Raw genomic sequence first — 24,643 nt, forward strand, 5'->3', positions numbered from 1 at the left:
ACTTCTGCTCTATCGATCACACCATTTCTAAACAGTCACTGTTCGGTCCAGCACCGAGCAGCGACTCCCTGCGTCAGGAAAATAATAAAAATGAGCCGCGCCTTATATGTTGCTTTGCTCACACCTGCACTTATCTCCATCAACACCTCAATGGCCGATGATTTTATCGCGGACAGCAAGATTCGCCTGGAAGCACGAAACTTTTACTACAACGGGGATTTTCGTCAGGGAACGGGCGTATCCAAAAGAGAAGAATGGGCCCAAGGTTTTTTGCTCAACTATGAGTCGGGATACACACCGGGAATCATCGGATTTGGCGCCGACGCACTGGTGTTTGCAGGTTACAAACTGGATTCGAGCCCAGACCGTTCCGGTAGCGGCCTGCTCCCCAAACGGGCTTCCGGTGAGGCCGTTGATGAATACTCAAAAGCAGGCTATGGCGTCAAACTCAAAGTATCTCAAACATCACTGCGCTACGGCATGTCATTGCCAAAGGTTCCAGTGCTTCAGTACAACAACAGCCGACTGCTTCCTCAGACGTTCCAGGGCTGGCAGATCAACTCTACCGACGTAGATCGCCTGACCCTGAACCTGGCGCAATTCGATAAGACAATCACACCCGACTCTACCGACCTTCAGGACATAACCCTCGCAGTGAAAGATGGTCGCTATCGTGCAACCGGTATCGGCGAAAACTATCGATATGGCGGCGGGACCTACAAGCTGACGCCAGAACTGAGTGCAACGTACTTTTATGGCGAGCTTGTCGACGTGTACCGTCAGCAGTTCGCTGGATTGATACATAACACGCGCCTCGGCAAAGGCATGTTGATCACTGACCTGCGTGCCTTCTCAAGTCGTGATGTTGGCGCAGCCAAAGCGGGAGAGGTTGATAACCGCGCATACGCTGCCGCGCTCGGATACGCCTTAGACAATGGGCATAGCGTCATGGCGACCTACCAAGTCATGGGCGGTGCTACGGGCTTTCCTTATATCAATAACCCCTACCTGCCCAACTACGTTCAATACCACGACTTCGGGAGCGCAGGCGAACGTAGCTGGCAGCTGCGCTATGGCTACGACTTCGCAGCCTTGGGTATCCCAGAGTTGAGCTTTTTCACGGCCTATATCCGGGGAGACGGCCTGAAGACGGTCGGTGCCGAGAAAGAGTGGGAACGCGATGTGGACGTAAACTACGCCTTCCAGGGATCGTTAAAGGGGTTCTCTGTGCGATTACGGAATGCAACCTATCGAAGTGACGCTGCCAGAGATATTGACGAGACACGCTTGATCGCAAGCTACTTGTTCACATCCTTTTAAACTTGGATCGAGTATCGATGTAAGAAGTCAGTTCGAACGGGTCAAGTGATCTTGTCAGCCGGCTAAGGTTTCACGCCGCAAGCTTTTCCCTGACGTCGGGTGACCGAGAGTCAATGAAGCTTTGAGGCCTGGCGATTTGTAGCGCGATACGCAGCGCCACACGTCCGCTCGGGCCTCATGCTCCGATCTGTAGCCAGTTTGGGTACCCACTCTGAATTCAAAAGACCAAAGTAGTGCCTCATCGGAGCGTTGCCCCGACACTCCCCCTTACCGCTCACGCTCTGATTGAGCCGATCTTGCCCAAGGTACGACGCACACAGACTTCGACGCCCTGTGATGCTTGAACGCTAAAAACTCTGTCTTGCTGAACTTACCTGTGAGCGATTAGGCAATTGCATTCTTGGTTAAGACGGTCGGTTCGGGTATCCCCATGAACCTTCTGACTCTCTCAGCATAGTCCGCGTCTCGAATCTCTTGGGGAGAAGCATCAAGCTGGATTTTTCCATTTTCCATGAAAATGACTCGGTGAGAAATTGACATTGCGAACTCCATTTCGTGGGTGACGATCAGCAATGTCATGCCGTCATCGGCCAATCCCTTGATCACCTCAAGCACTTCTCCAACCAGCTCTGGATCCAGTGCTGAAGTGGGCTCATCGAACAGCATAATGTCTGGAGACATCGCCAGCGCACGTGCAATTGCCACTCGTTGCTGCTGACCTCCTGAAAGCTGATGCGGGTACTTGTGGGCATGCTCAAGCAGTCCAATGCGATCAAGGAGGGAATAGGCGTTAAGCTGACATTTATTCTTTGAGCCGCCGTGATGCAACGGTGCGAGCGTTACGTTATCGACCAGCGTTCGATGGGGGAACAAGTTGAAGCTTTGGAAAACCATTCCTATGTGTTTTACGCGTCCCCGAAAGGCACGCAGGTTACCGCCACCCAGTGTGTCCTTTTCGATGAAGTCGGCGCCAAAGAGCTTGATGCTTCCCTTATCAATTTTTTCCAGCCCGTTAATGGTTCTGATGAGAGAGGTTTTGCCTGAACCAGATGGGCCAATGATGGAAAGAACCTCGCCCTTCCTGATCGACAAGTCGATTCCTTTCAGAACCTCATGACTCCCATAGCTCTTATGCAAACCCTGAAGACGCAGCACTGTATCGCCCTCGTATGAACGGCGCTGGCTTTCCTGTTTAAAGTTCTCCATCGATTTTCTTAAAGCGTTGGCCTGGTCATTACCCAGGGTATGCGGCTTACGTAGGCTAAGATCCAGTGAGCGCTCGAAACGCTCAAGCATGTATCCGAACACCGTAACAATTAATACGTAATACACCGCAACAGCTGCCAGCGTCTCCATCACCAAAAAATTCTGGGAGTACAAGCGCTGACCGACCGTGAGAATCTCTGTGAGGGAGATGACGGATGCCAGCGATGTCAGTTTTACGATGGTGACGTATTCGTTGATCATCGTCGGCAGCGATATACGAATGGCCTGAGGGATGACAATAAGCCATTGCGCGCCGACCGTACCGATGGCCAGCGCCTTTCCGGCCTCCTTTTGCCCCTTGGCAACAGAAATCAGTCCCCCTCGATGAATCTCAGCCATGTACGCCGCTTCGGTGATCACCAGGGCCATGAGGCCCGAATAAAACGGATTCGAAAGCAGTCCACCAGAAGAAGGAACCAGTTGCGGTAGGTTGTAGGTAAAAACGATCAAGACCAACAGGGGAACGCTGCGGAAAAACCATATGTACACCGAAGCTGAGCCGCGAAGTAGTGGGGAACTCGACATCTTGGCCAATGCCAGAAGAAACCCTAGAAGACCGCCCAGCAGCCATGCCGCAGTACTGAGCTTGATGACCTGAAGACAGGCTGCCCAAAACGAATCCACCGCGAAGAGGGAGACGAAGTAACTCCAATCAAATGACATAGTTGCCCCTTGATAACGCCACCGCTGTGAGCATCGGTGGGCTATGCTTGTTATTCTGAGATGGGTTCAAGGCTGTACTTTTTGAGGATGACCTCGTATTCCCCGCTTGCTCTGCTTAGCGATAATGCTTTCATCAGAGCTGCGTGCGTGGCGCTGTTGCCTTTCTTGACGAAAATCCCCAGTGTTTCAGGGTAAATGAGTTCTTTAGAGCTGATGACTACTCGACCATTGGTGCGCTCGGAAATGATGTGCGCCGCACCTGCAATCTCTACTTGAGCCTGCACGTTGCCGGAAAGCAGCGCTTGGGTCGCCTCTGGCGCAGATGGATACTCGCTCACCATCACTGCGGCTTTGTTATTAGGTATGCAGTATGTCTCAGAGAGTTTTTGCAGCTTCGGAAGCCACGAGTTCCCTTGCTCCAATCCAATCTTTTTGCCACATAGATCTTCCGGAGATTGAGGCTGAAATACGCTGTCCCGTGCCACTAAAATGGCTGATCCTGTTTTGGCGTAGGGAATGACCAGCGCATGGGTCTGACGCTCAGCAGTGATGTACATACCTGAGATAATCGCGTCGTATTTTCCCGCGTTGAGTCCGTTGATCAGGCTCAGAAACTTTGTGTCGATAAACTCCACTTTCCTGTCCAAAGACTTTCCTATAGAAGCGGCAAGCTCAGGGTCCGCCCCCACAATATTGTTCTCAGCGTCGTAGTATTCAAACGGTGGGTAGGTGATCTCCATGCCAATCTTCAAAGGAGATTGTTCTTGAGCGTGGACGAGCGCCACTCCAAATCCAATGACTGCAACTAAAGAAAAGCTTTTCACGAGGGCGTGCTTGTTCATGGCGTTTCCATTATTGAGAGGGCAGGAACGAAAAGGGCTCTTATATTTTTCTTGTTATGCGCAATAACGGATATAGCAGAAGCTTATCTTTAAACCTGTCACTACGCAATCAACGACAGTAGTGATCTTTTTGAGAGGAAATTATGTGCAAACCACCCTGCCATGCCAGCTCCACGATCCCGTGATCATAATCGCCTGCAAACGTATCATAAGTTCTTTTGCACATATGCGGATCTGGGGTAACAATGCTTTTATTCATGCTCCGAATTTGCACGTGTATCTGGCAGGCCCGCTCTAACATATAAATACTGTGAAAGGCTTCGCCGATAGTCCGCCCGCCGACGATAATTCCGTGATTTCGCAAAAGCATGGCGTTGGAATCACCAAGGCTATCAATCATATTTTGCTGTTCCAATTTGGTATCTATGAAAGAGCCGTAGGTGTGGTATTTGAGTCGCTCGTAAAACTTCATTGCATGCTGGGACAAGGGCGGCAACCCTTCTTCAAGTGCCGAAACTGTAATTCCTGCTGCAGTGTGGGTATGTATTACGCAGGCCATATCGGGCCGGGCATTATGAATCGAAGAGTGGATCAAGGCACCTGCGATGTTCATCGTTTCGGATGTACCATTGGTACCAACACACAGTCCATCGAATCCAACTTTCACAAGATCACTTGCCTGCATCTTTTCAAACGGCACACCGTAGCGATTGATGAGAAAGACTCCCGGCTTCCCAGGGATGCATGCCGAGGCATGGGAGTCGACGAGGTCTGTCATGCGGTAGTAGGCCAGCAGACGGAAAAGAGCGGCAAGGTCACAACGAGTTGACCACTCCTGCGCGCTGATACCTTCGAGTGTGTTCATTTATTGGGCGCTCTCACAGTGTTGTTATTGGCTGACACCCTATGAAATTAACTTTCCAGTGCCTATTCGCATTTTGTTATATTGGGTATTGGGCAAACCAATACGAGTACTATTTCATGGGTTTCCGACCGACTACCGCGATAAATTCCGGCGAACTGCGTTCTGTGAGCGAACGAATGGACTGGAATCTCCTGAAAACATTTTGTGTCGTGGCGATCGAGAAAAGCATAAGCAGGGGGGCAGCACGGCTAAATTTGTCTCAGCCCGCCGTGAGTCAGGCTATCAAACGCCTGGAGGAACAGCTTGGAACTACTTTGATCGAGAGGGACAGCCACAGATTTGAAATTACCGAAATCGGTATTTCGCTTTTAAAGGTGGCTCTAGCGGCCAGAAAAAACATTCAGGAAGTTGATGCTATCCTGGATGAAAAACGAGGCAATATTAAAGGCGCTATACGCATACTCACTATCAGCGGCGTAAATTCTCCACTGTACGACAAAGTTTTACGGGAGATGCATTCGGAATTTCCAGAGGTCACGTTCAACATTGAAGTTGCAACCACTCAGGAAATAATCAGCGCCCTGCACCGTAACGTAGTTCCGTTTGGTATTGGAATCAGTCATCCCGGGGAGGTTGACATAAAACAATGTACACTCACCCGCGAGGAGACATTTTTCTACTGCAGCAACTATCACCCACTTTTCAACGAAGAGTCGGTGACACTTGATCAAATCAAAGCCACAAAACTGGTCAGTTTCTCAGGGGAGTCCTTGGGAGGCACGCTATCTAAGTTGTCTGAGCACTATGGCAGTCATTATATACACCAGCAGATATCTGCCTCATCAGCGAACACGGCAGAGATGTTGCGGCTTGTACTGGCGGGGATAGGGATAGGTTCTCTCCCCGAGCACCTATGTAGGGAGTATGAGGAGCGAGGGCTTCTGCGAAAGCTCGTACCAGAAACGAGCATTTGCGAGGTCTTGATTGTAATGATGTGGAGCACCCATCAAGTACACACTGAAGCGGAGGCTATTTTTCTCGACAGAATGCAGTCCGCATTGGATTTGAGCTGATATCGGCAATATCAGAAATAAGTCTCGGATCATCTAGCTTTGCATATTGGCTCAACTTGCATACGCCGCAGACATGGACGACTTTGAAGTAGTCGCAGCCGTGCTACTCATTGAGCGGGCAGCACGGACGGCGAGTCAAAGCTATATCATCAAAACGTCACGCTGGCGCTCAGGCGTGCAGTGCGTGGTTCGCCAACATTGACCGCCAGTTGGCTGCCAGTGGAGGACGGTTAGTACTGTTTATCAAAGAGGTTATCGACATTGAACTGCAACGAAGTCTTGTATCCGAACATCGGCGACTCCCAACGCACGAAGGCATCGGCCACGGTGTAGCTGCTCAACCAGAAATCGTTGGCGTTGTTGGCAGCGCGCTCACCGACGTAACGCGCACCGGCGCCGGCATGCCAGGACCCGAACTCTGAAGGAATATTCAGGTGATGCGTCAGGTTAAGGCTTGCGGTGTGCTTCGGCGCGTCGGCAAGGCGGAACAGCATCCAATTGCGGTGCAATTCGTCGGGCGTGCGGCCAAGTCGTGCGACCAGGGCGTCGTCGAGCGTTGTCTGGATGACAAGCGCATCTCGAATGAGCGGCGAGCCCTCGCACGTGAAGCTGCTAAGAATGGTGTCGATAGTCGCGCCTGGTATGAGCGCCGCCATCATATGGGGCTTCTGGCGCAGGATCTCCGTTAGGGCGTCGGAAATCGTCGGATGGGCGAAGGTCCATTTTGATCCGGAAAGCTTCAGGAACGAGCCCTTCAGCTCAGCGAAACAATCCTAAACTTGGTGAGAGTGTACCCAGTCAGCTCAGCGACCGCCTGTGCGGCCGAAGCGTCATGATCGCTAGGATCGAATCCGGCCTGATGGACATACACGAGGATGAGCGCGGCCTGCAGCTGATCATCTAAGGCGTTGACGGTATCAATCAGATGCTCTGTCGGCTCCTCCATCAGGCGTACGAGTGAGCTTTCGCGCGGAGCTAGAGCCTTGGTGAAGTTTGGGTCGCCGAGACGTTCGGCGATCCCAAGGAGAAAGTCACGAACCTCAGCGACGGCGGCTAGATGCGGTTTGATGCTCGATCGCCAGCTCTGGCTCTGCTCACCGAATTTACATGATTATTGAGAATCTGCGTCTTCCCTTCGAACGTCAACTCGCCGACATCCGCTACGGCGCTGCCGTCTGCGAATTGGGCAAGGTTGCGCTGCCTAAGCCTGCGCCGCGCCGCTTCATAGATATGTTTTCGTGAAGTTAAAAGAAATCGATTGCCATGCTTGATCGCGGCTCGCAGTTTGGAGAAGGCAGACGTCCAGTCCTGCACATAATCGTCGCGGAGCACATTGGAGCCGAAGGCATCGTCGATCCAGAAGAAGCGCCCCGGATCATTAGGATTCCAACCGGCCTCAAAGTCGCGTGGGCTGGTCAGAGCAAGTACGGTGTTGTCGGGATTTTCCGATGCTATGGTCGACACGATGGCGCCAATCGCCGATTTACCGCTTGAGGGATTACCGAGTAGCAGCACTACGCCGTGCTCAGAGATCGCGTTGACAGCATCGCGATGAGCCTGGGTAGGCAAATAGGTACGAAGCTTTGGAATCCAGCTGTCTAGCAACGCCCGACTCTGCTCGCTGAGCCGCTCATCTACGATCGAGGTGAGGTCCCCCAGGCCGTAGACCTGTGAAACGAGGGCCCGGAGGCGGGCACTGCTCCTGATAACACGGACGATATACTGGCGCCCGAGAATGTGCGGCTTACGTACGCCAAAGCGCGCGAAGTTTGGCACGCATTGCGGCTGCGACGGGCGCATCTACGCTCATGTTCGTCATGAAGGCGTAGGTCTCTGCTTGGCCGGCTTTGACCAGTTCCTCGACATGAGCAATCTCGGCGGTGAGATCACTGAGCTTCAACGCCTTTGCGGCATCGGACGTATGCTTGCATTGCATGGTTCCGATCAGCAGAGCGTCGTTTTCTGCAGAAATGAGGAAGACCGCGTCCTGACCGCCGTCTTGAGCTTCGCGGAAGATTTCCACGGGCCAGCCAAGCACGACCTCGCATACCTGCGAGCATAGATCCTGAAATGCGCGCCAGCCGATGGTGTAAAGCCCTAGATCGCTCCAAGGGCCGTTTGCTCTACCTCCGGGCAGCACGGAAGACTCGATTAACACAGGCTCGTCCTTCATGCAGTGGCAACAACACGTGGAACGTCGACCGGCGCAGGAGGAATCTCTGCGTCTGTGAGGTCGCAATTTGTATCCAAATCAAGACGGTATTTATAGAAGCAGCACTTTGCCACCTATCTAGCTGACGGCAGACTATTAGGAGGATTCATGGAAAGCCCAGCGCTGCACATCACTGGGAGGCTGGCGGCGTTCATAGAGGCTAGTAGTCGAGTGATTGTCTCAGGCGTCAAGCAAACCCCCACGGAGAAATATCTCGCCTACCTGATTCAACTGCGATTTCGTCGATCCAGTTGATCGAATTAGTAGCACTCACCGTTGTTCCTCACTTTGGCTTTCTCAAAGCCCTTCTTCCCTGATCAGTGATCGAAGGAGTCATGCCGCAGCGCGTCACTCCTTGGTCTCCTCAAATCTATCCTGTCCGACCTTGATCGCATAGCCTGACTTCGGACTGCTAATCAGCAGGTACCCGCTGCGCGCTCAGAAAATCCGTTGAAGGTCGCCCGATATGCGGCATGTAAGCCTCAGGCGCAGGCGGCGGAACGCCGACCTCTAGTGCATCTAATAAGTCCGCCCAGTATTGCATCATCCTACGTCTCGGCTCGACGTATTCTGCATAATTGTATGCAGCCCGAATTTGGTTGGCATCAGCGTGTGAAAGCTGCGCCTCAATCCACTCTTCGACAAAGCCAACCTCATTGAGCGCCGTTGATATGGTGGCTCTGGTGCCATTACCGGTGAACCCTCCTTGTAACCCATCCGGCTGATGGAGGTGTTGAGGGTATTTTCGCTGATCATTTCCTGCGGTTCATATCTGTGAACCAGCAGATACCGCGCACCGCGCGCCCTTAACTGGAAAGGGTCCCCTGAGATACCAAAGCTACCTAGATCCAGAATATCCGTGGGAGTAAATGTGGGAGTAATTTTTTCGGGCATGAAAAAGCCCAACCTTTTCAGATTGGGCTAAGTCATTAAAATATGGTCGGGACGGAGTGATTCGAACACTCGACCCCTAGCACCCCATGCTGGGGACTATGGACCTGCAAGCCTTTGATTTTCTTAGATAATTGAGTCTTAACAGCTTCGCAAAACACGAGCTTTTTTGTGATTTTGCAAACGAAAATACGCCGCCTCCAGGGGAGGTTTTGCGCATCGTAATTACACGTCGACACCTCTACTGCGATCAACCTGACCCACTACAAATTCCAGCGATCAAATGTTCGGGGCCATGCTCTGCTGGGTCAATTCGGGGTCGTCGCGGCAGGCTTCAACAGGTTCGCTCGAATTAGATGAAGGCGTGCCTGATCGAACTTGCCGGAGCGCTCCAACTCAGCCGCGATCTCAAGATGCCAGTCCACCATTGCCTGAATCCTCGCTATTTGGCTCTGACTGCGTCCATTTACTTGGGGCATCCTGCCCTCCTTTATAATGTGTGATCTTGTTGTCTAGAGCATAGCCGGCGGCCTGCTGAAGCCTGGATTGGACTTTAGTCTTACGCGGAAAACTTCTCACACATGGCGCTACAGCAGCTAGAAAACGGGTGACCACCACAAGCACCGACGCGGTTTTCAAGACCGTTACGGAAAACCCAGCGGGCCGCATCCTTGGAGGTGATTGACGTTCCCATACTTTTTTAAAACCACTGGGCTACAGACCGCATTCCACGCGGGGCGAGCGTTGAGTTTCGGAACGGATTCAGCCCACTTTCAAACCCTATTTCATGTGACGCCTCGTTGAGGCTTCACCCCTCCCCGGCGTCCTGCCGATGTTCACAAAACCCTGACGAGCTTTCCTTTACAGAAACACTGCGTCCCGGGCTCAAGATTATGCTCGGGCGTACGGAACATTCCCAGAAAGTGGCCGTGCTCCAGCTCCAACAAACCCCACTCCCGCGCGGCGTCCGTAACCTCAAGCATGTCCGACAGCTCATCGGCATCAACCTGATACCGTTGATAGGCAAGCATTGCCAATTGCCGCAGCTTCGCCCGCTGGCCGTCAGGGTCGGTGACAAGGTCTTGCATGTCCTCGACCATGAGCCGCCATGTAGCCAGAGGGTCGGCGACGTGCTCATTCAAAGCGGCACCACCATGACTGAAAGTAGAACGCCTCTCCGATCTGCTCGATGCCGGAGATGGTGAACCCGTTGGTGCCCATGCTCGTCACGCCAGCGTCCAGCAACCTTGGCAGCGGATCTGGGGTGTGGCTGGCACTGTTCAAAATGAAAGCTTCACGGGTGATCCGGCCAAGGGTTGAGCATTGAGATTCGACAATCTGCACGTCGCCCCTGAACGGGGTGATTTTGCTGAGCTGGTCTTTGGGGACGGCGACGCCGAGATTGCGACGCGGGGTGATGAGGACATACATGCTTGGTCGCTTGGATTAACTGTATATATATACAGTTAATCGCAGCGCCGCCGCCGACGTCAATTACTGCCGACCGGAGGCCATCAGACCTTGCGGATGCCGAACTGCGCAACCTTCACTCTGGAGTCCTGAGCGATGCCGGCAGCCAGGTACAGCCCCATGCGTGAGGTGATGACGGTTTCCGTGACGTCGCCTGTGTAACGTTGCGTCTCCAGCACGCCCTTCCAGTTGGCCGGTAGAGTGAACGGCTCCTGGTATTTGTCCATCGAGCGGTAATAGATGGTGGTGGAAGCGCTGGACACCGGCTTGGTGATAATCAGCTCCGCTTCCCAGCCGAGGATTCCACGGCTGTTGCCTACAATCTCCGGCGCCGAAACCATCTCGATCATATCCCCTGCCAGCACATTCGACAGCGTAACGTTCGCAGCTGGCTGCACATAGATGTAGCCGCCGGCGGCGGCCATAGCACCGACCAGCTCTATGCACTGTGCCTCGCCATATGCGGCCGGCTCCTTGTACCACCGAGTAGTGATTCCGTTCAGGCCTGAGCCGGAGGCTTTATAGTTGTCCGCCAGCACCGATCCGGCCACCGGGTTTACCGATGCGCTGATGACACCGGTCGAGCCCGCCATCAACGGGTTGGCGTTCAGACAGCCGAACGGGCGAATCGCCGAGTAGAGGTCGGCGGCGTCCGTCGGCAGTGGCACGCCGAAGAACTCGAAGTTGGCATTGATGACCGGCACGCACTTAGACTGGATGAAATCTGCGCCGATCAGATTCGGGTGCAAGTCATCGACGGTCATGGCCTGGGTGAAGCCATCCCAGATGTTCACGACTGGCACGAACTGTATGACGTAGGTCAGCACCCAGTCCTTGTAAGCAATCGCGTCCGCCAGCGCCTGGCCGGTCAAAGCCTTCGCGCCGAAACGCGGCGTGCCGGTGCCGACAATCAGGTACTTCCCGGGCGTGTTCTGGAACGCCGTGATGGCCTTCATCACGTTGGCCTTGCTGTCGGCGAGCGTCATGCCGGGCGTCGTGCTGTCGTTCGTGCGCGACAGCAGCATCCACAAATCAGCCGTCGCTGAAGTCAGGCAGGATGGCAGCCTTGGCATGAACTGCCCAGAGTGGTCGCCCACCTTCCCCTGATTGTCCAGATAGCTGGGAAACAGACCTGTTTTTGCAGCGATAGCGCCGGCGTAACCGTAGGCTTCTGTGCCGTATGCCTTCGGATCAATCGTGTGGCAGTTCGCGCTGAAGCTGTCGCCCAGCAGGCCCAGCCCACGGCGAATACGTCTTTTGCTGGTAGGCGCAGCGCCTATTATCAAGGTCACTTAGCCACCTCATAAGCCGCGCCGCCTTTAGGCGTGAAGCGTGTGGGCGAGTTGCCCAAATCCAGACGCCAAGCGCCATCAGTGGCAAATGTGTCTGCGGTAACCCAGTCAGTGCCCACAGCCTTTTCCACAAGCACGCTTCCGCCATTTGCTTTCACGGACAGCGTGTGCGGTCCGTAGCTGTACTTCATCACAAATTGATCTGTACGCACTGCGCCTCCGGGGCCTTCATAGATGGGTAGGTGGTTGGTGCTGAGTGCGCGAGGCGCCAGCATTCGCCGAATGCTTAGGGCACTTCCTTAAAAAAGACGTGGTTGCCGAGCCTCAGCGTGCGTTTCGCCTTCGCCGCCCAGTCAGGCGCCTTTGGCATGGTGGTCGCGTAGTAGTGAGTCGCGCCGCCGGTGGGGTCCGGCACCTTGCCGTCGATCACCTGGTCAGCAGCAATGCGGCACTGCGCCAGTTCGCGGAATGGGATCGCACGCGCGCCGCTCAGGAACTGATAGTTGGGGTCGTTCCGGTTCCAGCAGCTGAACTGGTACGGCTTCTGGCAGACGCCGGCGTAACCCTCGCCCCACCAGGACTTGTCCCTGCCATCGTCCACGCGGTTGCGGATCGTCCACGCCACGGCCACCATCCCGGCCAAGCCCTCCCCGCGCGCTTCACCCCACAGGGTGCGCGCCAGCACGTCACGATCTCTCTCGATCACGGTCATCCAATTTCTCCAGGCAAAAAAAACCCGCTCATCGCGGACCTAACGAAACTATCTTTCTGAGGGGTTTCAATCCGCTGGAATAGGCGCGTAACCTAATGCTCCAGTCGGAGATCACAATGTCGCTGCACTTCCAAAGAATCACAGGTTCCGAGAGACCTTCGCACTTCAAAGATCGCCGTGTGGAAGTGGTCTTTAGGGTGACGTCCAGCAATGGAAACCATTTCTTTTTCGATTCGGTCTCGGAAGCTGCGCGCTGGGCCCGACAGTTACATTTCTTAGACCTCGACCCGGACTCACCAAGGCAGAAGCACCCGACAAGGGCGCGCGCCTGATAAGCCACTGCGCAGTGCAACCTTTGCGTGGTATCCGGTTTACTTGCTAAGCGTCAGGGCTGGCAATTCGGCGAGGAAGGCTTCCGGCGTCGGCTTAGGACGTTGCTTCGTCGCGATCAGCGGGATCTGAACCTGAGCATACTCCCAGACCAGCGAGCGCCATTTCCGGAAGGCGAGACCATCGTTTTGGAACTTGGCAACAACCGGCTCATCTGCGTAGCTGATGACTTCCAGCATGTTCAAATAGCCGTGAGCCACAGCGGTGTTGTTCATATACAGTTCAACTTGGCCTTTATATTCGGCAGTGATTGCTGCAATCAACTGATCAGGGTCGGCAGGAAGGACAATCCATGCTTGGTGATACTTGCCATCCTCCCTTTTTTCAATGGCGCCGGGAATTGCAGTTTCCAGCATCTGCAGGTCCGGATAGACGTCCTCGTAGATCCGAAATGCCCCATAAGGAGCCAGCATTTCGTCATCCCAGTCACTCTCAAAAGGAAACGAAACGTTTGGGTATCGCATTTTGAAATCCCAACCACTAACAACTTCCTGAGTTTCTTCGATAATTACGGCCATTTTTAGCGGTCCTTATATTTTGATCATCCGAACAGCACGGACAAGCAATTGAGTAATTTTGTTAGCGGAGCTTTGTGCCCCGGTTAGAAACTCTTGAGTGCCATTAATGTTTGTGCCTAGCTGGGTAGAGGTCCAGTAGGTCTGACCGCTACCCGCAAGAAATGCTTGAGGGCCATATGTGCCAGTGGCAAGCGTATATAAAAAATCATCAGATGCAGTCTGCGCGGGGTTGGCTGTTGTATATACAGCCCCAACAGGATCGGAGCTTGCGTTATAGCCGGATGCGGTATCGTTAGGATTGGTTTTAGGTTTCAGATTCCGATAGCAAAGTTCGAGTTGATCTTTGGCCGGGAGGAACCAGTCGGCATATCCGTTTATAGCAAGGCCGGCGCAGAACTGGGCAGCAGGATGGGTCGCGCTATCTGAAACCATCGCCGCTGTATTGCCTTGGCCGTCCCAGGCACTGGTCGCGTTCAGCGTCGGCCCGCCTGAAGGCTTTACCGCGAGCGTTGTTTCGCCTTGCGCCTTCGGTGAAACGATCAGGGCATAGCTCTGGCCACTGATCTTGATACGACCAGCATAGTAGCCACCAGCATAAGGAACGCCGGGCTTGGTCGGGACTTTTTGCTGCGATCCCAGAAGCGCCGCAGCCAATCTCATGTCGAAGCCCCCACTCGACCATACCAGTTAGCGGGTGAGCCAACAGTCGAAAAAATATACTCAACGATTTGACCAACAGTCGGCGTCTGAGGGCTGATGCCTTGCGGAGTCAACCAAGTTATATTCGACGGCCATGTAATCAGGCGAGCGGTAGAATCTTGCCGAATTCTGACCACCACCGTGATGGTTTCACCAGCAAGACTAGGGACGTTCGCAAAACTGAAAGTTGTCGCAGCGGCCAGCAAGAAGTCGAATATCGAGTAAACGCTGACGTCCAGTGTTTGCGCAGCCGCCGCGGTGCCGGTAAAGCTTCTGTCGAGATAGTTAGCAATGCTGAGGATGTTTGACCATTCATCGCTAACACCATCGGCAGACGCAACCAGTGGTTTACGAGCGTTTGCCGCGCCCGGAACCGGGCGTGTGAGTTCGCGCCAGCCAGCCCAGGAGCCACCACTGTTGCGACGAACCCATACGCGTGTCGTTGTTTCAGAAAAGAAGAACTGATTGACCCGCGCATCAGTCTGAAACGCTCGACCGGACACAAGAAGCGTGCCCCATGATTCTCCCGGCGGCCTTGAACCGGTCGAAGTATTTGCAACCCCATACCAACCATTCGTCAAATTAATAAACTCGTCCATGTTTGCAATGGTTGGCAAAACCGCAGGCCCAGCAGTCATTCCTCGCGCAAATATGGAAAGGTTATCAACCAGCGACAGACCGAGGTCGGCCTTGTTCAGAGTTACAACGCCGGTCTTGCTGTTGACGCTGGTCACCGGGCCGCTAGAAATGCTGTCCGCCGCCTGTTTGGCGCGCACGGCAGATGCCTCGGAGTTAGTGGCGCTGGTGGCCGCCGCCGTCGCGCTGTTGGCCGCTGCGATCTTCGAGGTATTCGCAGCGGTCGCAGAGTCAGCAGCGCTCGTCGCGCTGGTCGCGGCATTCGTTTTCGAGGTGTTAGCGGCACTGGCCGAGTTCGCGGCATTGGTTTCGCTGGTCTTGGCATTGGTCGCGCTGGTTCCGGCGGCGTTCTTTGAGGTGTTGGCAGCATCCGCAGCGCTCTGCGCATCAGTGGCAACCTGGTTCACCTGCACAGAAAACGTGGGCAGCTTGGTGGCGAAGAAAGCATCGACGTCGTTTTTGAACGTTGCCGCGGTCCGGTCAAGGAGCGGGAGTGGAGTAACTGCCATCAGATGAGGCCCTCGATATCAAGCGAGCAGAGGTGGTAACTGGGGTAGGAAATGTCGATGTTGAAGCTGGTGAAGAATCCGTAGATCAGCAGCGGCTCATAGCCGGCCGCCTCCGTGCCGATGTAAACGCACGGCGTTGCCCGCAGGGCCGCCAGCGTTCGATAGATCCGGTTGAAGGTGCCCAGCGTGGTCAGCATCGTGAAACTGCCGCGCTTGCTGTAGGCGCGCTTGGTGATGACCGTGTTGCCGAACGGGTCTCGCTCCTTGCGGCTGTAGTCGTCGATGCCGACCCGGGCGCCGTATTGGGTTTCACCCAGGTCGCTGATCAGCCCCGGCTTGATCACGCCAACGGACGCGCCGCCGCTGGTTGAGGTAATCGTTACAGAGAGCTCAGCGCTCGCGTATTGGCCCGGTAGGTCGGTGATGACGATGTCGGTCCGCAGATCCAGATCGCTGAAGAACCAGTCGAAGATCGTCTCGATATCGGTGACTTCGAGGTCGATCCTCTTTTGGTACACAACGACACCGCCGGTGCCGTCCTTCATCACCACATCCACGTACCGGCCGCTCAGCTCAAACAACGCCAGGCTGTCGGTGAACCCGACGCTGAGCACATAACTGAGCGGAGACGGGCCAGTCGCGAGCGTGCCCACCACATCATCGAAAGGCGCCCACTTGTTTGTCGGGCCGACATCCATCCACACCGGCGGGCTGGTGGTGTCCAGCTCGGGGGCGACTGTCCCCGCCCCCGCCACCAGCCTTTCATAAACCCGATGCACGCTGGTCCGGATCACCCGCGCGCCGAGGGCGTAGGTGGTGCCCGATGCCCACGCCGGATAGTCGTTCTCCTGAACTGACGAACTCAGCATCATCATGTCCGTGATGACGTGCGGCTTAATCACCTTCATGCAAGTTCCTTGGTAAGCATGGCGTTCCCGCCGTCAGTCACGCGATCAACGATCCTCACAAGCTTGCTGCTGTTCACCGCGCCGGCCTGGGTGTTGGCTTTGATCATCTCCAGTTCTGCGCGAATAGAGCGCAGCTCTGCCACGACGCCAGCGTCTGAGCCGCCACCGTTGAGCATTGCTGCCGTCGTGCGAGCATCGAAGATCCGGCTCGGGCCCGTTACTTCAAGCTCCGGGCCGTTCTCACCAACCAGGCGCAGACCACCGCCGAAGTTGCCGCCGGCGGCGTAGCCTGGGATTTTCACGGTTTCGCCGTTCGCCTTGCCGCCCTTGGCGATCATGTCGACCAGGTTGGCGTAGGTGACCGTCCCGTTAGCCAGGCCCGCCGTCCAGGTCGCAAGGCCGTTCCCATCCAGATCCCGACCGAGAACCTGCTTGTAAACCGATCGGATCAACGCGACGTTGTTGTCGTACGTGTTGCCGGCAGCCGCTCCCGTTTCCTGCGCCTGGAGCGCAGCCACAACGGCGGCGTTCATTTGTTGGATGGCAACGGCCACCGACTGCACCGATGTGTCGACGCCGTTCAACGCATCCAACTGCGACTGAGCAAATGCCAGTTGCGAATCGAACTGCGCGACCTGCGCGTCATACGTCTTCTTCGCCTGATCGAGCTGATCTTGCAGCGCCTTTGCCGATTTCTCGGCGCTGGTCAGCTGCTTCCCGTTCAGCAGGCTGAGCTGCGCCACCACATTGGCCGTGCGGCCCTGATCGCGGTTGAAGTCCTCAAGCGATGAATACAGGCCGGTGGTGTTGCTGGTGACCGCATTCAGCGCGTCGTCCAGGCCGCTGAAGTTCGCCAACGACCCGCCAGCTCGCGCCGTTGCCAGCGCACTTTGCAATGTCGCTTGCGCCTGGCGTCGAAGCATCTTCACTGTGTCGTCAGAAGTGCCGCGCAACGACTTCAACGCGCTATCGAGCGAGTTGCTGATCGATGTGAGATCCGAAACACGCGTGTTCGCGGTGCTGAGCATGTCGTTCAGCGATGCGACGCGAGCGTTGTAAGCATCCTCGGCCGCTTTCTGCTGGGCAGTGATTGCGCGCTGCAGTGCGGAAAAGCCATTAGTGACCGCGAGATTCAAAGCGTCCTTGATGGCTTGCGCGGCTGACTCTGCTGCCTCTTTGGCCGCCTGTGCCGCAGCGGCGGCAGCTTCGTTGGCCGCTGCGGTCTGTGCCTCAATGATGTCGAAGGCGGCATCAGCGTTGGTCGCCAGCCCGAGCAGCGAGGCAAACATCGCCTTGCCCTTCTCGGTCGTCTGGTCAATAGACGCCACCATTGCGGTGAAGCCGTCCCGGGTTGCAGGCATCGCCAAGCCCAGCGCGGCGAACTGCTGACCGACCAGCGACAACGTGTCGGCGGCTTTCTGGGTGTCAGAAGTGAACAGGCCGTAGTAGTTCGACCATGCATCTGCGGCCGCCTGTGCTGCCTCCTTGGCTGCATCCACTGCTGCCTGCGCCTGTTTGTCGATCTGCGTGTAGTAGGCGTCCGCGTTGGTTGCCAGACCCATCATCGTCGCGAACATCGCCTGTCCCGCGGTGGTCGTGACGTCAATGTCTTCAACCATCTTGCGATAGGCGGAACGCGTGTCCGGCAGCTTCAGGCCGAAGCCAGCGAACGCACCCTGCAGGCTTTTGGTCAGGTCGGCAAATTGCTCGTCGGCGCTGAAAAAAGCCTGGTAGTAGGTGCCCACGCTCTTATTGAGCGCGTCGACCTTTTCCTTCGCAGTTGCGGTGGTGGTGTCCAGATCTGCGAGCGCGCCGATCATGTTCAGGATCGCATCGGAGGCAATGAGGCCGGTGTTATCCAGCTTCAGGTTCGCGACGTTGATCAAGGACAGCGCGTCGTTCACCCCGTTGAAGCGGGTAAAGACTCCCTCGATTGCCTTGATGACCTGGTCAGCGGTGGTGTTCCAGTCATTGGCAAAGGCCGTGAACTGGGATTTGAAGTACTCCGGCAGCGACTTCGAGCTCACGATCGCCTTCGCAAGGAAAGTGCCCATGATGTCGTCATAGTCAGCGGTCAATGCCGAGGCGATGTCATTCGCCTTGAACTGCTGCTTCGCGCTGATGACCGAACCATCGTCCAACTGAACGCCGAAAGTGCTCGAATATTTCCCAGAGGTCTTGCGCTGCTGCAGGGTGCTGTAAGCCGAAACCTCCGCCCCATTGCCGAGCGCCTCATAGAGGTTGCCCAGCGTTGAGGCGAATTTGTTCAGTGTGGAAGACATGGCGTTATCGGCAGCAGGTCCATACTTCGGCGCCTTACGCTGCCAAGTGGTTGCTATGCCCTGATCCGTGTACACGCCGTTATCGTAGTGACCCGTGGCCGACGTGCTCAGGTCGGGGTACTTCTCCCCGCTGCCGAACAGCGAACTGGACGCAATCGAACCGATCACTGCGCCGATTGCCGCGCCGAGCGCAGTACCGATGACAGGGACCACTGAACCGATAGCTGCGCCGGCTGCCGCGAAACCTGCTGTTGTGGCCGCTCCCTTCGCGCCATATGCCTGGTACGACTGAATGACGGCGTACACCGCGCCGACGTAGCTCAGAGTTGCGCTTAACGCGCTGAGACTGGAGGAAGCAGCAGACGCCGAATAGGACGCGGCGGCGCCGCTGAAAGATCCTTGCGCCACCCCGGTGCCAAACTGTGCGCCATAACCAGCGTAGGAAGTGGCAAGGGTCGACGTCAGGCTTTCAGCGGTCGTGGACGCAACGGCGCTGGCAGTCGCCGAGCCCGCAGTGAAACCGCTGGCGATCGCGTCTTTGACGTAGGAAGCACCATTACCAAACGCGCCTTGGATACCGCCGACAATCCCCTCGCCTGCATTCCAGCCAGCCATGATGGACTGCCCGAAATTGCTGCTGGCGACCGAAAACACGTTTTTCGCGGTGCCGAGCCACGACGTCAGCCCGCCCCCACTACCACCAGTCAAATCTCCGAACATTCCGGAGGATTGAGCCTGCGCGCCGCCAACACCCAGCGCGCTGGCGAACTGAACCAAAATCGGCTTGGTGATCGCCATGTGAAGCATTTCCGCGAGGAACTGCCTAAAGCTGTCCTTGAGCGTGTCCATGAAATTGCCGGATTTGCTCAGAACGGACTTCCACATGTCTGCAAACGCGTCGTCGATTCGATCAATCGCCCCCTCGGTGAACTGGGCCCAGCTTGTTGCCGCATTCTTGTTTTGCTGGTACTCGAGCCCCAGCCGTTGAAGCGCATCGCGATAGGCGTCAGCTTTTTCAGGATAGAGCTCGATCGCCTTGTTCAGCGCTTCCTGCTCCTGGGTGTAATCGCGCAACAGCTTCGTCTGTGGATAAAGCCGGTCAACGATGCTGTTCGCCGCGCCGGCCTGCTCCAGCGCCTTGTTATGGTCCAGCTGCGCCCGTGTTGCCTGCAGAAGTTGGTCGTACTCTTTAGACCCGTACTCGATGCTTTTGCCAACCAGCGCCAGCTGCATAGCTTTTTGGAAATTGAAAGCCTCAAGTGCGTCCGTGCCCTCCAAGGTGGCAGTGGCTTGAGCCAGAGTCTGCGTTGCTTCCACGCGCAGATCCGCGATGTTCTTCGCCACGTCACGGCGATCTTCCGCCGTCATCTGAGCGCTTATGGCTGCCGTGACTTTTCCGCGCGCTGCAGCGCCAGTTTTGAGCAGTTCCTCTTCAACCTTCTGTTGAAGGGTGATCGCGCGGATGTTGTCGACCCCGGCAAGGTAAGCGTCTGCGAGATCGTTGGCGGCCTTGGCCGATATGGCTGATTTTGAGGTAAGTTCTTCAAGGGCTTTCTGCTGGTTTTTCAGCTCTGTAGCTGCTTCACGGGCAGCCGCGTTGCCGAGTTTGGTCTCGTCCTTCGCAGCTTTTGTCGCGGCTTTATTTACTTCAATGGCGTTCGCGGTCGAAAGGATCGCAACACGATCTGCCTCTGACAGAGTCTTGTGATCCGCGATATAGCGGTTGGCCTCCTTGATCGCATCGCCACCATCCTGCAGGCCCGCCAGCTGTTTCTGGATCGTGTCCAGATACTTCTCGCCCTCCGTGGTAAAGCCAGCCTTCGCCTGATTATTCGCCTGGGTGGCGTTCGTGTTCAGATTTAGGGCGGTGGTCAACTCATCAAGACGCGCTTTGACCTGCGCGGCTACTGCAGCGTTGTCGCTGAATGAACCTGCCAGCGTCTCCCACTGACGCAGCTGCTCCGGGGAAATCTGCCCGTTTGCTGCGGCCTCGCGCAGAATGGGGCCGAGTGCCTGACCAGATGCTCGCGCGGCGTCCATCTTTGCTAGAAGGCTTTCAAACGAGCGCACTTGTTCGGCAATCTTCGCCGGGTCAACCATATCCGGATTAGGGGGCTCTACTATCGCCGCCTGAACCGCTGCAGTGAGGCTCTTGTAAGCATTTTCAACAGCAAGCGTTGCCCCGAGCTGCTTGTCTTTCCAAGTATTGATCTGGGCGCGCTGCTGGTCCTCGTTCAGCTTATTGAACTCGGTCCGAACCTGATCCACCGACTTTCCGAGATCGCCCAAGTCGCCCATGAGCGTTTTGGACTTATCGCTGAAATCAATGAACGACAATGCTACGGCGCCAGCCATGAATGCCAGGCCGACTGGCCCGCCCAACAAGCCGAGCAGCCCCGCAGCGCCTGTTCTCAAACCGCCCCACGCCCGAGCGGCGAATGTGGCGGAAGCGGCGCTCTCATTTGCGGCGATAGTTGCTGTTTTGATCGCGAGCGTTGTTTCCGCCAGGGCGACTTTCGAAGCCGTTACCTGTGCGTTGGCCGCTTGGATTTGGGCTGAAGTCGCCACCGTCGTTGCCGCGAGCGAGCGCTCAGCCGCTTCCACCTGCTTGGTGATCGCAATCTGCGCGCCGCGAATCTCGACCATCCGTGCCAAGGCAGCATTACGACCAGTCTCAGAAATCTGCGCCTTGAGCCGCTGCTGCTCCAGCGCCAACTCCGCTGCCAAAGCGGTCTGCACAGAGCGCACGCCTGCCAGATCCGACTCTTGGCGAAGGCGGTCCGCTGCAACCTTGGTTTGGGCTGCTTGCAGCTCCTGACCAGCACGCGCTACGAGTGCACGGGCGTCCAGCTGCTTTGCCTCTGCGGCCAACAGATCCTGCTGCGCAGTCTTCGCAGCAGCGGAGAGCGCTTTCTGGTTGGCAAGCACAGATGCGCCAGACGCGGCGGTCCACTGCACCAGGCCCGCGGCCACTTTGCCGAGGGCTGCATACAGAACTACGTTCAACACCGTCGACAAGGTTTCGGCGTGCTGCGAAATGACCGCGAACGCTTCAGGGACCTTGATCTGGTCAAGCGCCCGAGATGCCTGGTTTATGGCACCAGCCAGCGAGACGCTGGTTCCGGACAGCTTGTCCGTTTCGCCGATGATTCGCGTGAAGGACGTTTGGATGCGGGTGAGCGCGGTTCCGATGGTGCTCTGCATCTGGTTGAAGAGACCGTCGACAGCGGCGGCTTGGGCTTGCAGCGCTGCCACAACAGCGGCGGAGGTCAACTTCCCTTCTGTACCCAGATTTCGAAGCTCGCCTACGGTTTTCCCCATGCCCTTAGCGATCGCTTGCGCCAGTGCTGGGGCCTGCTCCAGAACCGAGTTGAGCTCTTCGCCGCGCAGCGTCCCCGAAGCGAAAGCCTGGCCGAGTTGCACAAGGGCAGCATCCGCCGACGCAGCGGAAGCACCACTGATGACCAGGGTTTTGGAGATCGTTTCGACAATCCCGGCCACGCCTTGGCCGCTCAGCTTGAGTTCTTTCTGGTTGGTGGCGATGCGCTGATACAGTTCTGCAGTCGCGCCAAGCGGCTGCCCTGATTTTTGCGCGATACTGAAGACAGCGCTTTGTGCCTCGGTGAATTCCTTGCTGGAAGACGTCACCAGCTTCAATCGGTTGGCGACAGTGGTATATGCCTCGGCCTGATCGATGATGGCGCTTACGCTTGCGCCGCCGATCGCGAGCGACAAGGCGCCCTTGAGAATACCTGCTGCTGACTGCGCGCTTTTGGCCGCGCGATCAAACGCGGTATCCACTTTGCTCAGCTGGGCATCAATCCGCCCGGTTGCCTTCGTGACCGAGGCGTCTGCTCGTTCCATCTCTTGACGGAGTTGTGCAGTCGTCGCCTCAAGCCGGATCAGCATCCCGCGAACTTCTTGACCTGCCATGCACTTTCTCCGGGCGAAAAAAAACCGGCTGTTAAGCCGGTTCGATGTAATGAGTGGTCCCTAGGAGGGACTGGGCATGAATTGGGATAAAGAGGTAATCAGCCCCGGCCGCCACGGATTTGCGCCTTTATTCGCTGGCGCTTTTCCTCCGGCGTCTCGCCTGGAGGCGGACCGGCGGGTTGATCGGACTTGCCGAACGGGTTCGTGGCGCGCAGGAACTCCATGCGGGCCTCCCATGCCATCAGGATTTGCGGAACAGGGGTTTCCCATGCGTCGCGCGGCGACCACTGAAGGCTGCCGGTAGCGAGACAGAAAACCTCGTCCACATAGCTTCCATTGCCCGGGCGGGTTACTTTTTTGCTTTGCCCGAGCCCTCTTCCGCATCCTTCGCGAGCTCTTCTTCGCTTTTGGCGGCCGGGTTGAGCAGCGCCAGCAGGTACTGGATCAGCGGCGGCGTGACCTCGCCGATGCCGTGCTCGTAAATTTCTTCCTCCAGCGCTTCGAACTCTTTCGGCTTGAGCGTCAGGTTCGCGCCTGCCGCGATGATGGATGCCGCTACGTTCAGGCTCAGCTTCTGCACTTCCTGCAAAGCCGGGGACAGGCCGCCAAAACGACGTTCGATGTTCTTCACCGCTTTGAGGGTGAAAGCCAGGCTGTACGTTTCGGAGCCGACGATTACTTCAGTTGCGCCGTGGTCAGTCTTGGACATGGATCAGTGTTCCTTGCAGAAAGAGGAAGATTCAAAACAGGCGCCGCGATGGCGTCGCCTGGGTATCGCGTCAACCGCTCGGTTTAGGCGCCGGCGGCCGCTTGCTCGTAGATCGCAGAGTTGATCGCTACCGACACCGAAGCCTTGCGGATCGATTCAGCGGTGCCGATCTGTTTGCGGAAGCTCAGCGCCTGGCCGAGATAGAAATCGGCCGTTCCGTCGCCGTAATCGATCTGGAAGGCGAAGTTGGCGTCGCTGGACACCGCCGCTTTCACTGCTTTCTGGCCGGCATCAGTCGGGTCAGAACCCAAGGTGAACTGCTGGGTGCCAGCGTCGAAGGTGCCTTTCACTTTGCGCTTGCGGCGGTTAGCCAGCGCGGTGAAGTCAGCGGTGCTGGCCTCGTCGCCAAGCTCGCCAGCGTCTTCCACTTCGCCGATTTCGACGTAGGTCAGGGCCTTCAAGGCGGTCAGCGCAGCAGCGCGGCCGGCGGCGTCTTCGCCGTAGGTGACATTGACAGCCGGGCCGATCAGGACTCGAACGCCGGCAGAAGTTTTGATAGTCATGGTTGCCCTCCAGGGCGCGGGTGGTTTTTTGGCAATAAAAAACCCGCTCGATGGCGGGTGTTGGTGTTGCTCGGCGGTGTCAGTGCTGGGTGATGATCCGAAGCGTCACCGATCCCATGTAGGTCTTGCCGTCCGGTTCGCGGTTCGTTTCCGTGCGCAGCACACGGACCGAGACAGCCGTGCCCGTGCTCAGCGGCAGCGCAACTTCGTCCAGAGCTTCAGCAATCTCGCCGTTGATGCGTTTTACTTCGGCCTGCCCCTGATAGTCCGACCAGACCGACAGGTAGAACAGGCGGTTTTCGCGCTTCTTACCGCTGACCGGTGTCGTGTTATCGGTGACCTCATAATCCAAGGTCACATACGGATACGGCGTGCCGGTGGGCACGGCATCGAACACCGGTGCCGTCAGGCTGGCCGACAACTTCTCGAAGAGCGCCTTCTGCAGCGCGAGGCCTGGGTCACTCATTTGACCTCCGCAGCCTTGCGCAACGTGGAATCGATCGCTCTGCTGATCAGCAAGATGATCTGCTCACGGTTGAGATCGTAGGACGGACGCAGCCACGGATGCGCTGGCCTGGCCGGGATCTGCGTTTCGCCCCGGGCGTAACCCTTGGTGCCGTACTCGAGGAACTTCGTGTAGAAGTACCGCGTGTTGTTTCTCTTGCCCCTGATACCGATTTCCGCATCCAGCCCGCTTTTCGAGACGAAAGACGTCAGCGTTTCCGCCGCATCACCGGTATCCCTAGGGATGAGGAACGTCTGAGTTTGCAGCACCAGGTCAGCCGCCTGAACCATGGCCGGGCGCAGGTCGCTCTCGATCTCGTTGCCGATCCGGCGCAGCAAGCCGCGAAGCTTGATATCACCCTGAACGCTTGAGCGCCGGCCCATGG

22 protein-coding genes and 2 pseudogenes are annotated in these 24,643 nt (G+C 56.4%); 2 read left to right on the forward strand and 22 right to left on the reverse strand.

What is annotated here, in order from left to right; genetic code table 11:
• Positions 1–90: 90 nt before the first annotated feature.
• Complete coding sequence (locus AC07RO_RS07055) at positions 91–1,320, forward strand: OprD family porin (protein WP_495085653.1); 1,230 nt, start codon at positions 91–93, stop codon at positions 1,318–1,320.
• Between the two features lie 384 nt (positions 1,321–1,704).
• Here AC07RO_RS07055 and AC07RO_RS07060 read toward each other — a convergent pair whose 3' ends face one another.
• From AC07RO_RS07060 to AC07RO_RS07070, 3 genes are all read right to left on the reverse strand, one after another.
• Positions 1,705–3,249 (reverse strand): amino acid ABC transporter permease/ATP-binding protein, encoded by a 1,545-nt coding sequence (locus AC07RO_RS07060; RefSeq protein WP_495085654.1) that lies wholly within the window; start codon positions 3,247–3,249, stop codon positions 1,705–1,707.
• A gap of 50 nt (positions 3,250–3,299) precedes the next feature.
• Positions 3,300–4,091 (reverse strand): ABC transporter substrate-binding protein, encoded by a 792-nt coding sequence (locus AC07RO_RS07065; protein ID WP_495085655.1) that lies wholly within the window; start codon positions 4,089–4,091, stop codon positions 3,300–3,302.
• A gap of 109 nt (positions 4,092–4,200) precedes the next feature.
• Positions 4,201–4,956: a class II aldolase/adducin family protein gene (locus AC07RO_RS07070; RefSeq protein WP_495085656.1), complete on the reverse strand. Its 756-nt coding sequence runs from the start codon at positions 4,954–4,956 to the stop codon at positions 4,201–4,203.
• 176 nt (positions 4,957–5,132) lie between these two features.
• Here AC07RO_RS07070 and AC07RO_RS07075 point away from each other — a divergent pair, with 176 nt between their 5' ends.
• Complete coding sequence (locus AC07RO_RS07075) at positions 5,133–6,029, forward strand: LysR family transcriptional regulator (RefSeq protein ID WP_495085657.1); 897 nt, start codon at positions 5,133–5,135, stop codon at positions 6,027–6,029.
• 149 nt (positions 6,030–6,178) lie between these two features.
• Here AC07RO_RS07075 and AC07RO_RS07080 read toward each other — a convergent pair.
• From AC07RO_RS07080 to AC07RO_RS07170, 19 genes and pseudogenes are all read right to left on the reverse strand, one after another.
• Positions 6,179–6,514, reverse strand: a pseudogene (locus AC07RO_RS07080) (TonB-dependent receptor domain-containing protein); the annotation flags it as partial.
• 568 nt (positions 6,515–7,082) lie between these two features.
• Positions 7,083–7,829 carry an nSTAND3 domain-containing NTPase gene (locus AC07RO_RS07085; protein ID WP_495085658.1) on the reverse strand — a complete coding sequence of 249 codons (747 nt, stop codon included), beginning with the start codon at positions 7,827–7,829 and terminating at the stop codon, positions 7,083–7,085.
• A complete protein-coding gene (locus tag AC07RO_RS07090) occupies positions 7,774–8,187 on the reverse strand; it encodes a hypothetical protein (RefSeq protein ID WP_495085659.1) in 414 nt (137 codons plus the stop codon). The genes AC07RO_RS07085 and AC07RO_RS07090 overlap by 56 nt, the downstream gene beginning before the upstream one ends.
• Before the next feature lie 466 nt (positions 8,188–8,653).
• Positions 8,654–9,054: pseudogene (locus AC07RO_RS07095) on the reverse strand (tyrosine-type recombinase/integrase); the annotation flags it as partial.
• 914 nt (positions 9,055–9,968) lie between these two features.
• Positions 9,969–10,220 (reverse strand): hypothetical protein, encoded by a 252-nt coding sequence (locus AC07RO_RS07100; RefSeq protein ID WP_463581525.1) that lies wholly within the window; start codon positions 10,218–10,220, stop codon positions 9,969–9,971.
• Between the two features lie 46 nt (positions 10,221–10,266).
• Positions 10,267–10,563 carry a hypothetical protein gene (locus AC07RO_RS07105; RefSeq protein ID WP_495085660.1) on the reverse strand — a complete coding sequence of 99 codons (297 nt, stop codon included), beginning with the start codon at positions 10,561–10,563 and terminating at the stop codon, positions 10,267–10,269.
• A gap of 83 nt (positions 10,564–10,646) precedes the next feature.
• A complete protein-coding gene (locus tag AC07RO_RS07110) occupies positions 10,647–11,888 on the reverse strand; it encodes an SGNH/GDSL hydrolase family protein (protein ID WP_495085759.1) in 1,242 nt (413 codons plus the stop codon).
• A gap of 2 nt (positions 11,889–11,890) precedes the next feature.
• Positions 11,891–12,106, reverse strand: a complete 216-nt coding sequence (locus tag AC07RO_RS07115; RefSeq protein WP_037013040.1) for a hypothetical protein — start codon at positions 12,104–12,106, stop codon at positions 11,891–11,893.
• A gap of 74 nt (positions 12,107–12,180) precedes the next feature.
• Positions 12,181–12,606 (reverse strand): cell wall hydrolase, encoded by a 426-nt coding sequence (locus AC07RO_RS07120; protein WP_495085661.1) that lies wholly within the window; start codon positions 12,604–12,606, stop codon positions 12,181–12,183.
• Between the two features lie 371 nt (positions 12,607–12,977).
• Positions 12,978–13,514 (reverse strand): hypothetical protein, encoded by a 537-nt coding sequence (locus tag AC07RO_RS07125; protein WP_463581522.1) that lies wholly within the window; start codon positions 13,512–13,514, stop codon positions 12,978–12,980.
• Between the two features lie 12 nt (positions 13,515–13,526).
• A complete protein-coding gene (locus AC07RO_RS07130) occupies positions 13,527–14,174 on the reverse strand; it encodes an Lcl C-terminal domain-containing protein (RefSeq protein WP_495085662.1) in 648 nt (215 codons plus the stop codon).
• Entirely contained in the window at positions 14,171–15,358 is a 1,188-nt protein-coding gene (locus AC07RO_RS07135) for a pyocin knob domain-containing protein (RefSeq protein ID WP_495085663.1), read from the reverse strand. The genes AC07RO_RS07130 and AC07RO_RS07135 overlap by 4 nt, the downstream gene beginning before the upstream one ends.
• Positions 15,358–16,266, reverse strand: a complete 909-nt coding sequence (locus AC07RO_RS07140) for a hypothetical protein (RefSeq protein WP_463581519.1) — start codon at positions 16,264–16,266, stop codon at positions 15,358–15,360. Before AC07RO_RS07140 ends, AC07RO_RS07135 begins: the two co-directional genes overlap by 1 nt.
• Complete coding sequence (locus AC07RO_RS07145; protein ID WP_495085664.1) at positions 16,263–22,481, reverse strand: tape measure protein; 6,219 nt, start codon at positions 22,479–22,481, stop codon at positions 16,263–16,265. The genes AC07RO_RS07140 and AC07RO_RS07145 overlap by 4 nt, the downstream gene beginning before the upstream one ends.
• Positions 22,482–22,579: 98 nt before the next feature.
• Positions 22,580–22,807: a hypothetical protein gene (locus AC07RO_RS07150; protein WP_495085665.1), complete on the reverse strand. Its 228-nt coding sequence runs from the start codon at positions 22,805–22,807 to the stop codon at positions 22,580–22,582.
• A 23-nt stretch (positions 22,808–22,830) separates the two neighbouring features.
• On the reverse strand, positions 22,831–23,190 hold the full coding sequence (locus AC07RO_RS07155; protein ID WP_463581515.1) for a hypothetical protein: 360 nt from the start codon (positions 23,188–23,190) through the stop codon (positions 22,831–22,833).
• An 83-nt stretch (positions 23,191–23,273) separates the two neighbouring features.
• Positions 23,274–23,753 (reverse strand): phage tail tube protein, encoded by a 480-nt coding sequence (locus AC07RO_RS07160; protein ID WP_495085666.1) that lies wholly within the window; start codon positions 23,751–23,753, stop codon positions 23,274–23,276.
• 79 nt (positions 23,754–23,832) lie between these two features.
• A complete protein-coding gene (locus AC07RO_RS07165; protein ID WP_192133021.1) occupies positions 23,833–24,219 on the reverse strand; it encodes a DUF3168 domain-containing protein in 387 nt (128 codons plus the stop codon).
• On the reverse strand, positions 24,216–24,641 hold the full coding sequence (locus AC07RO_RS07170; protein ID WP_495085667.1) for an HK97 gp10 family phage protein: 426 nt from the start codon (positions 24,639–24,641) through the stop codon (positions 24,216–24,218). The genes AC07RO_RS07165 and AC07RO_RS07170 overlap by 4 nt, the downstream gene beginning before the upstream one ends.
• Positions 24,642–24,643 lie beyond the last annotated feature (2 nt).

The sequence above is a fragment of the Pseudomonas sp. GW821-FHT07F05 genome (assembly GCF_059418765.1).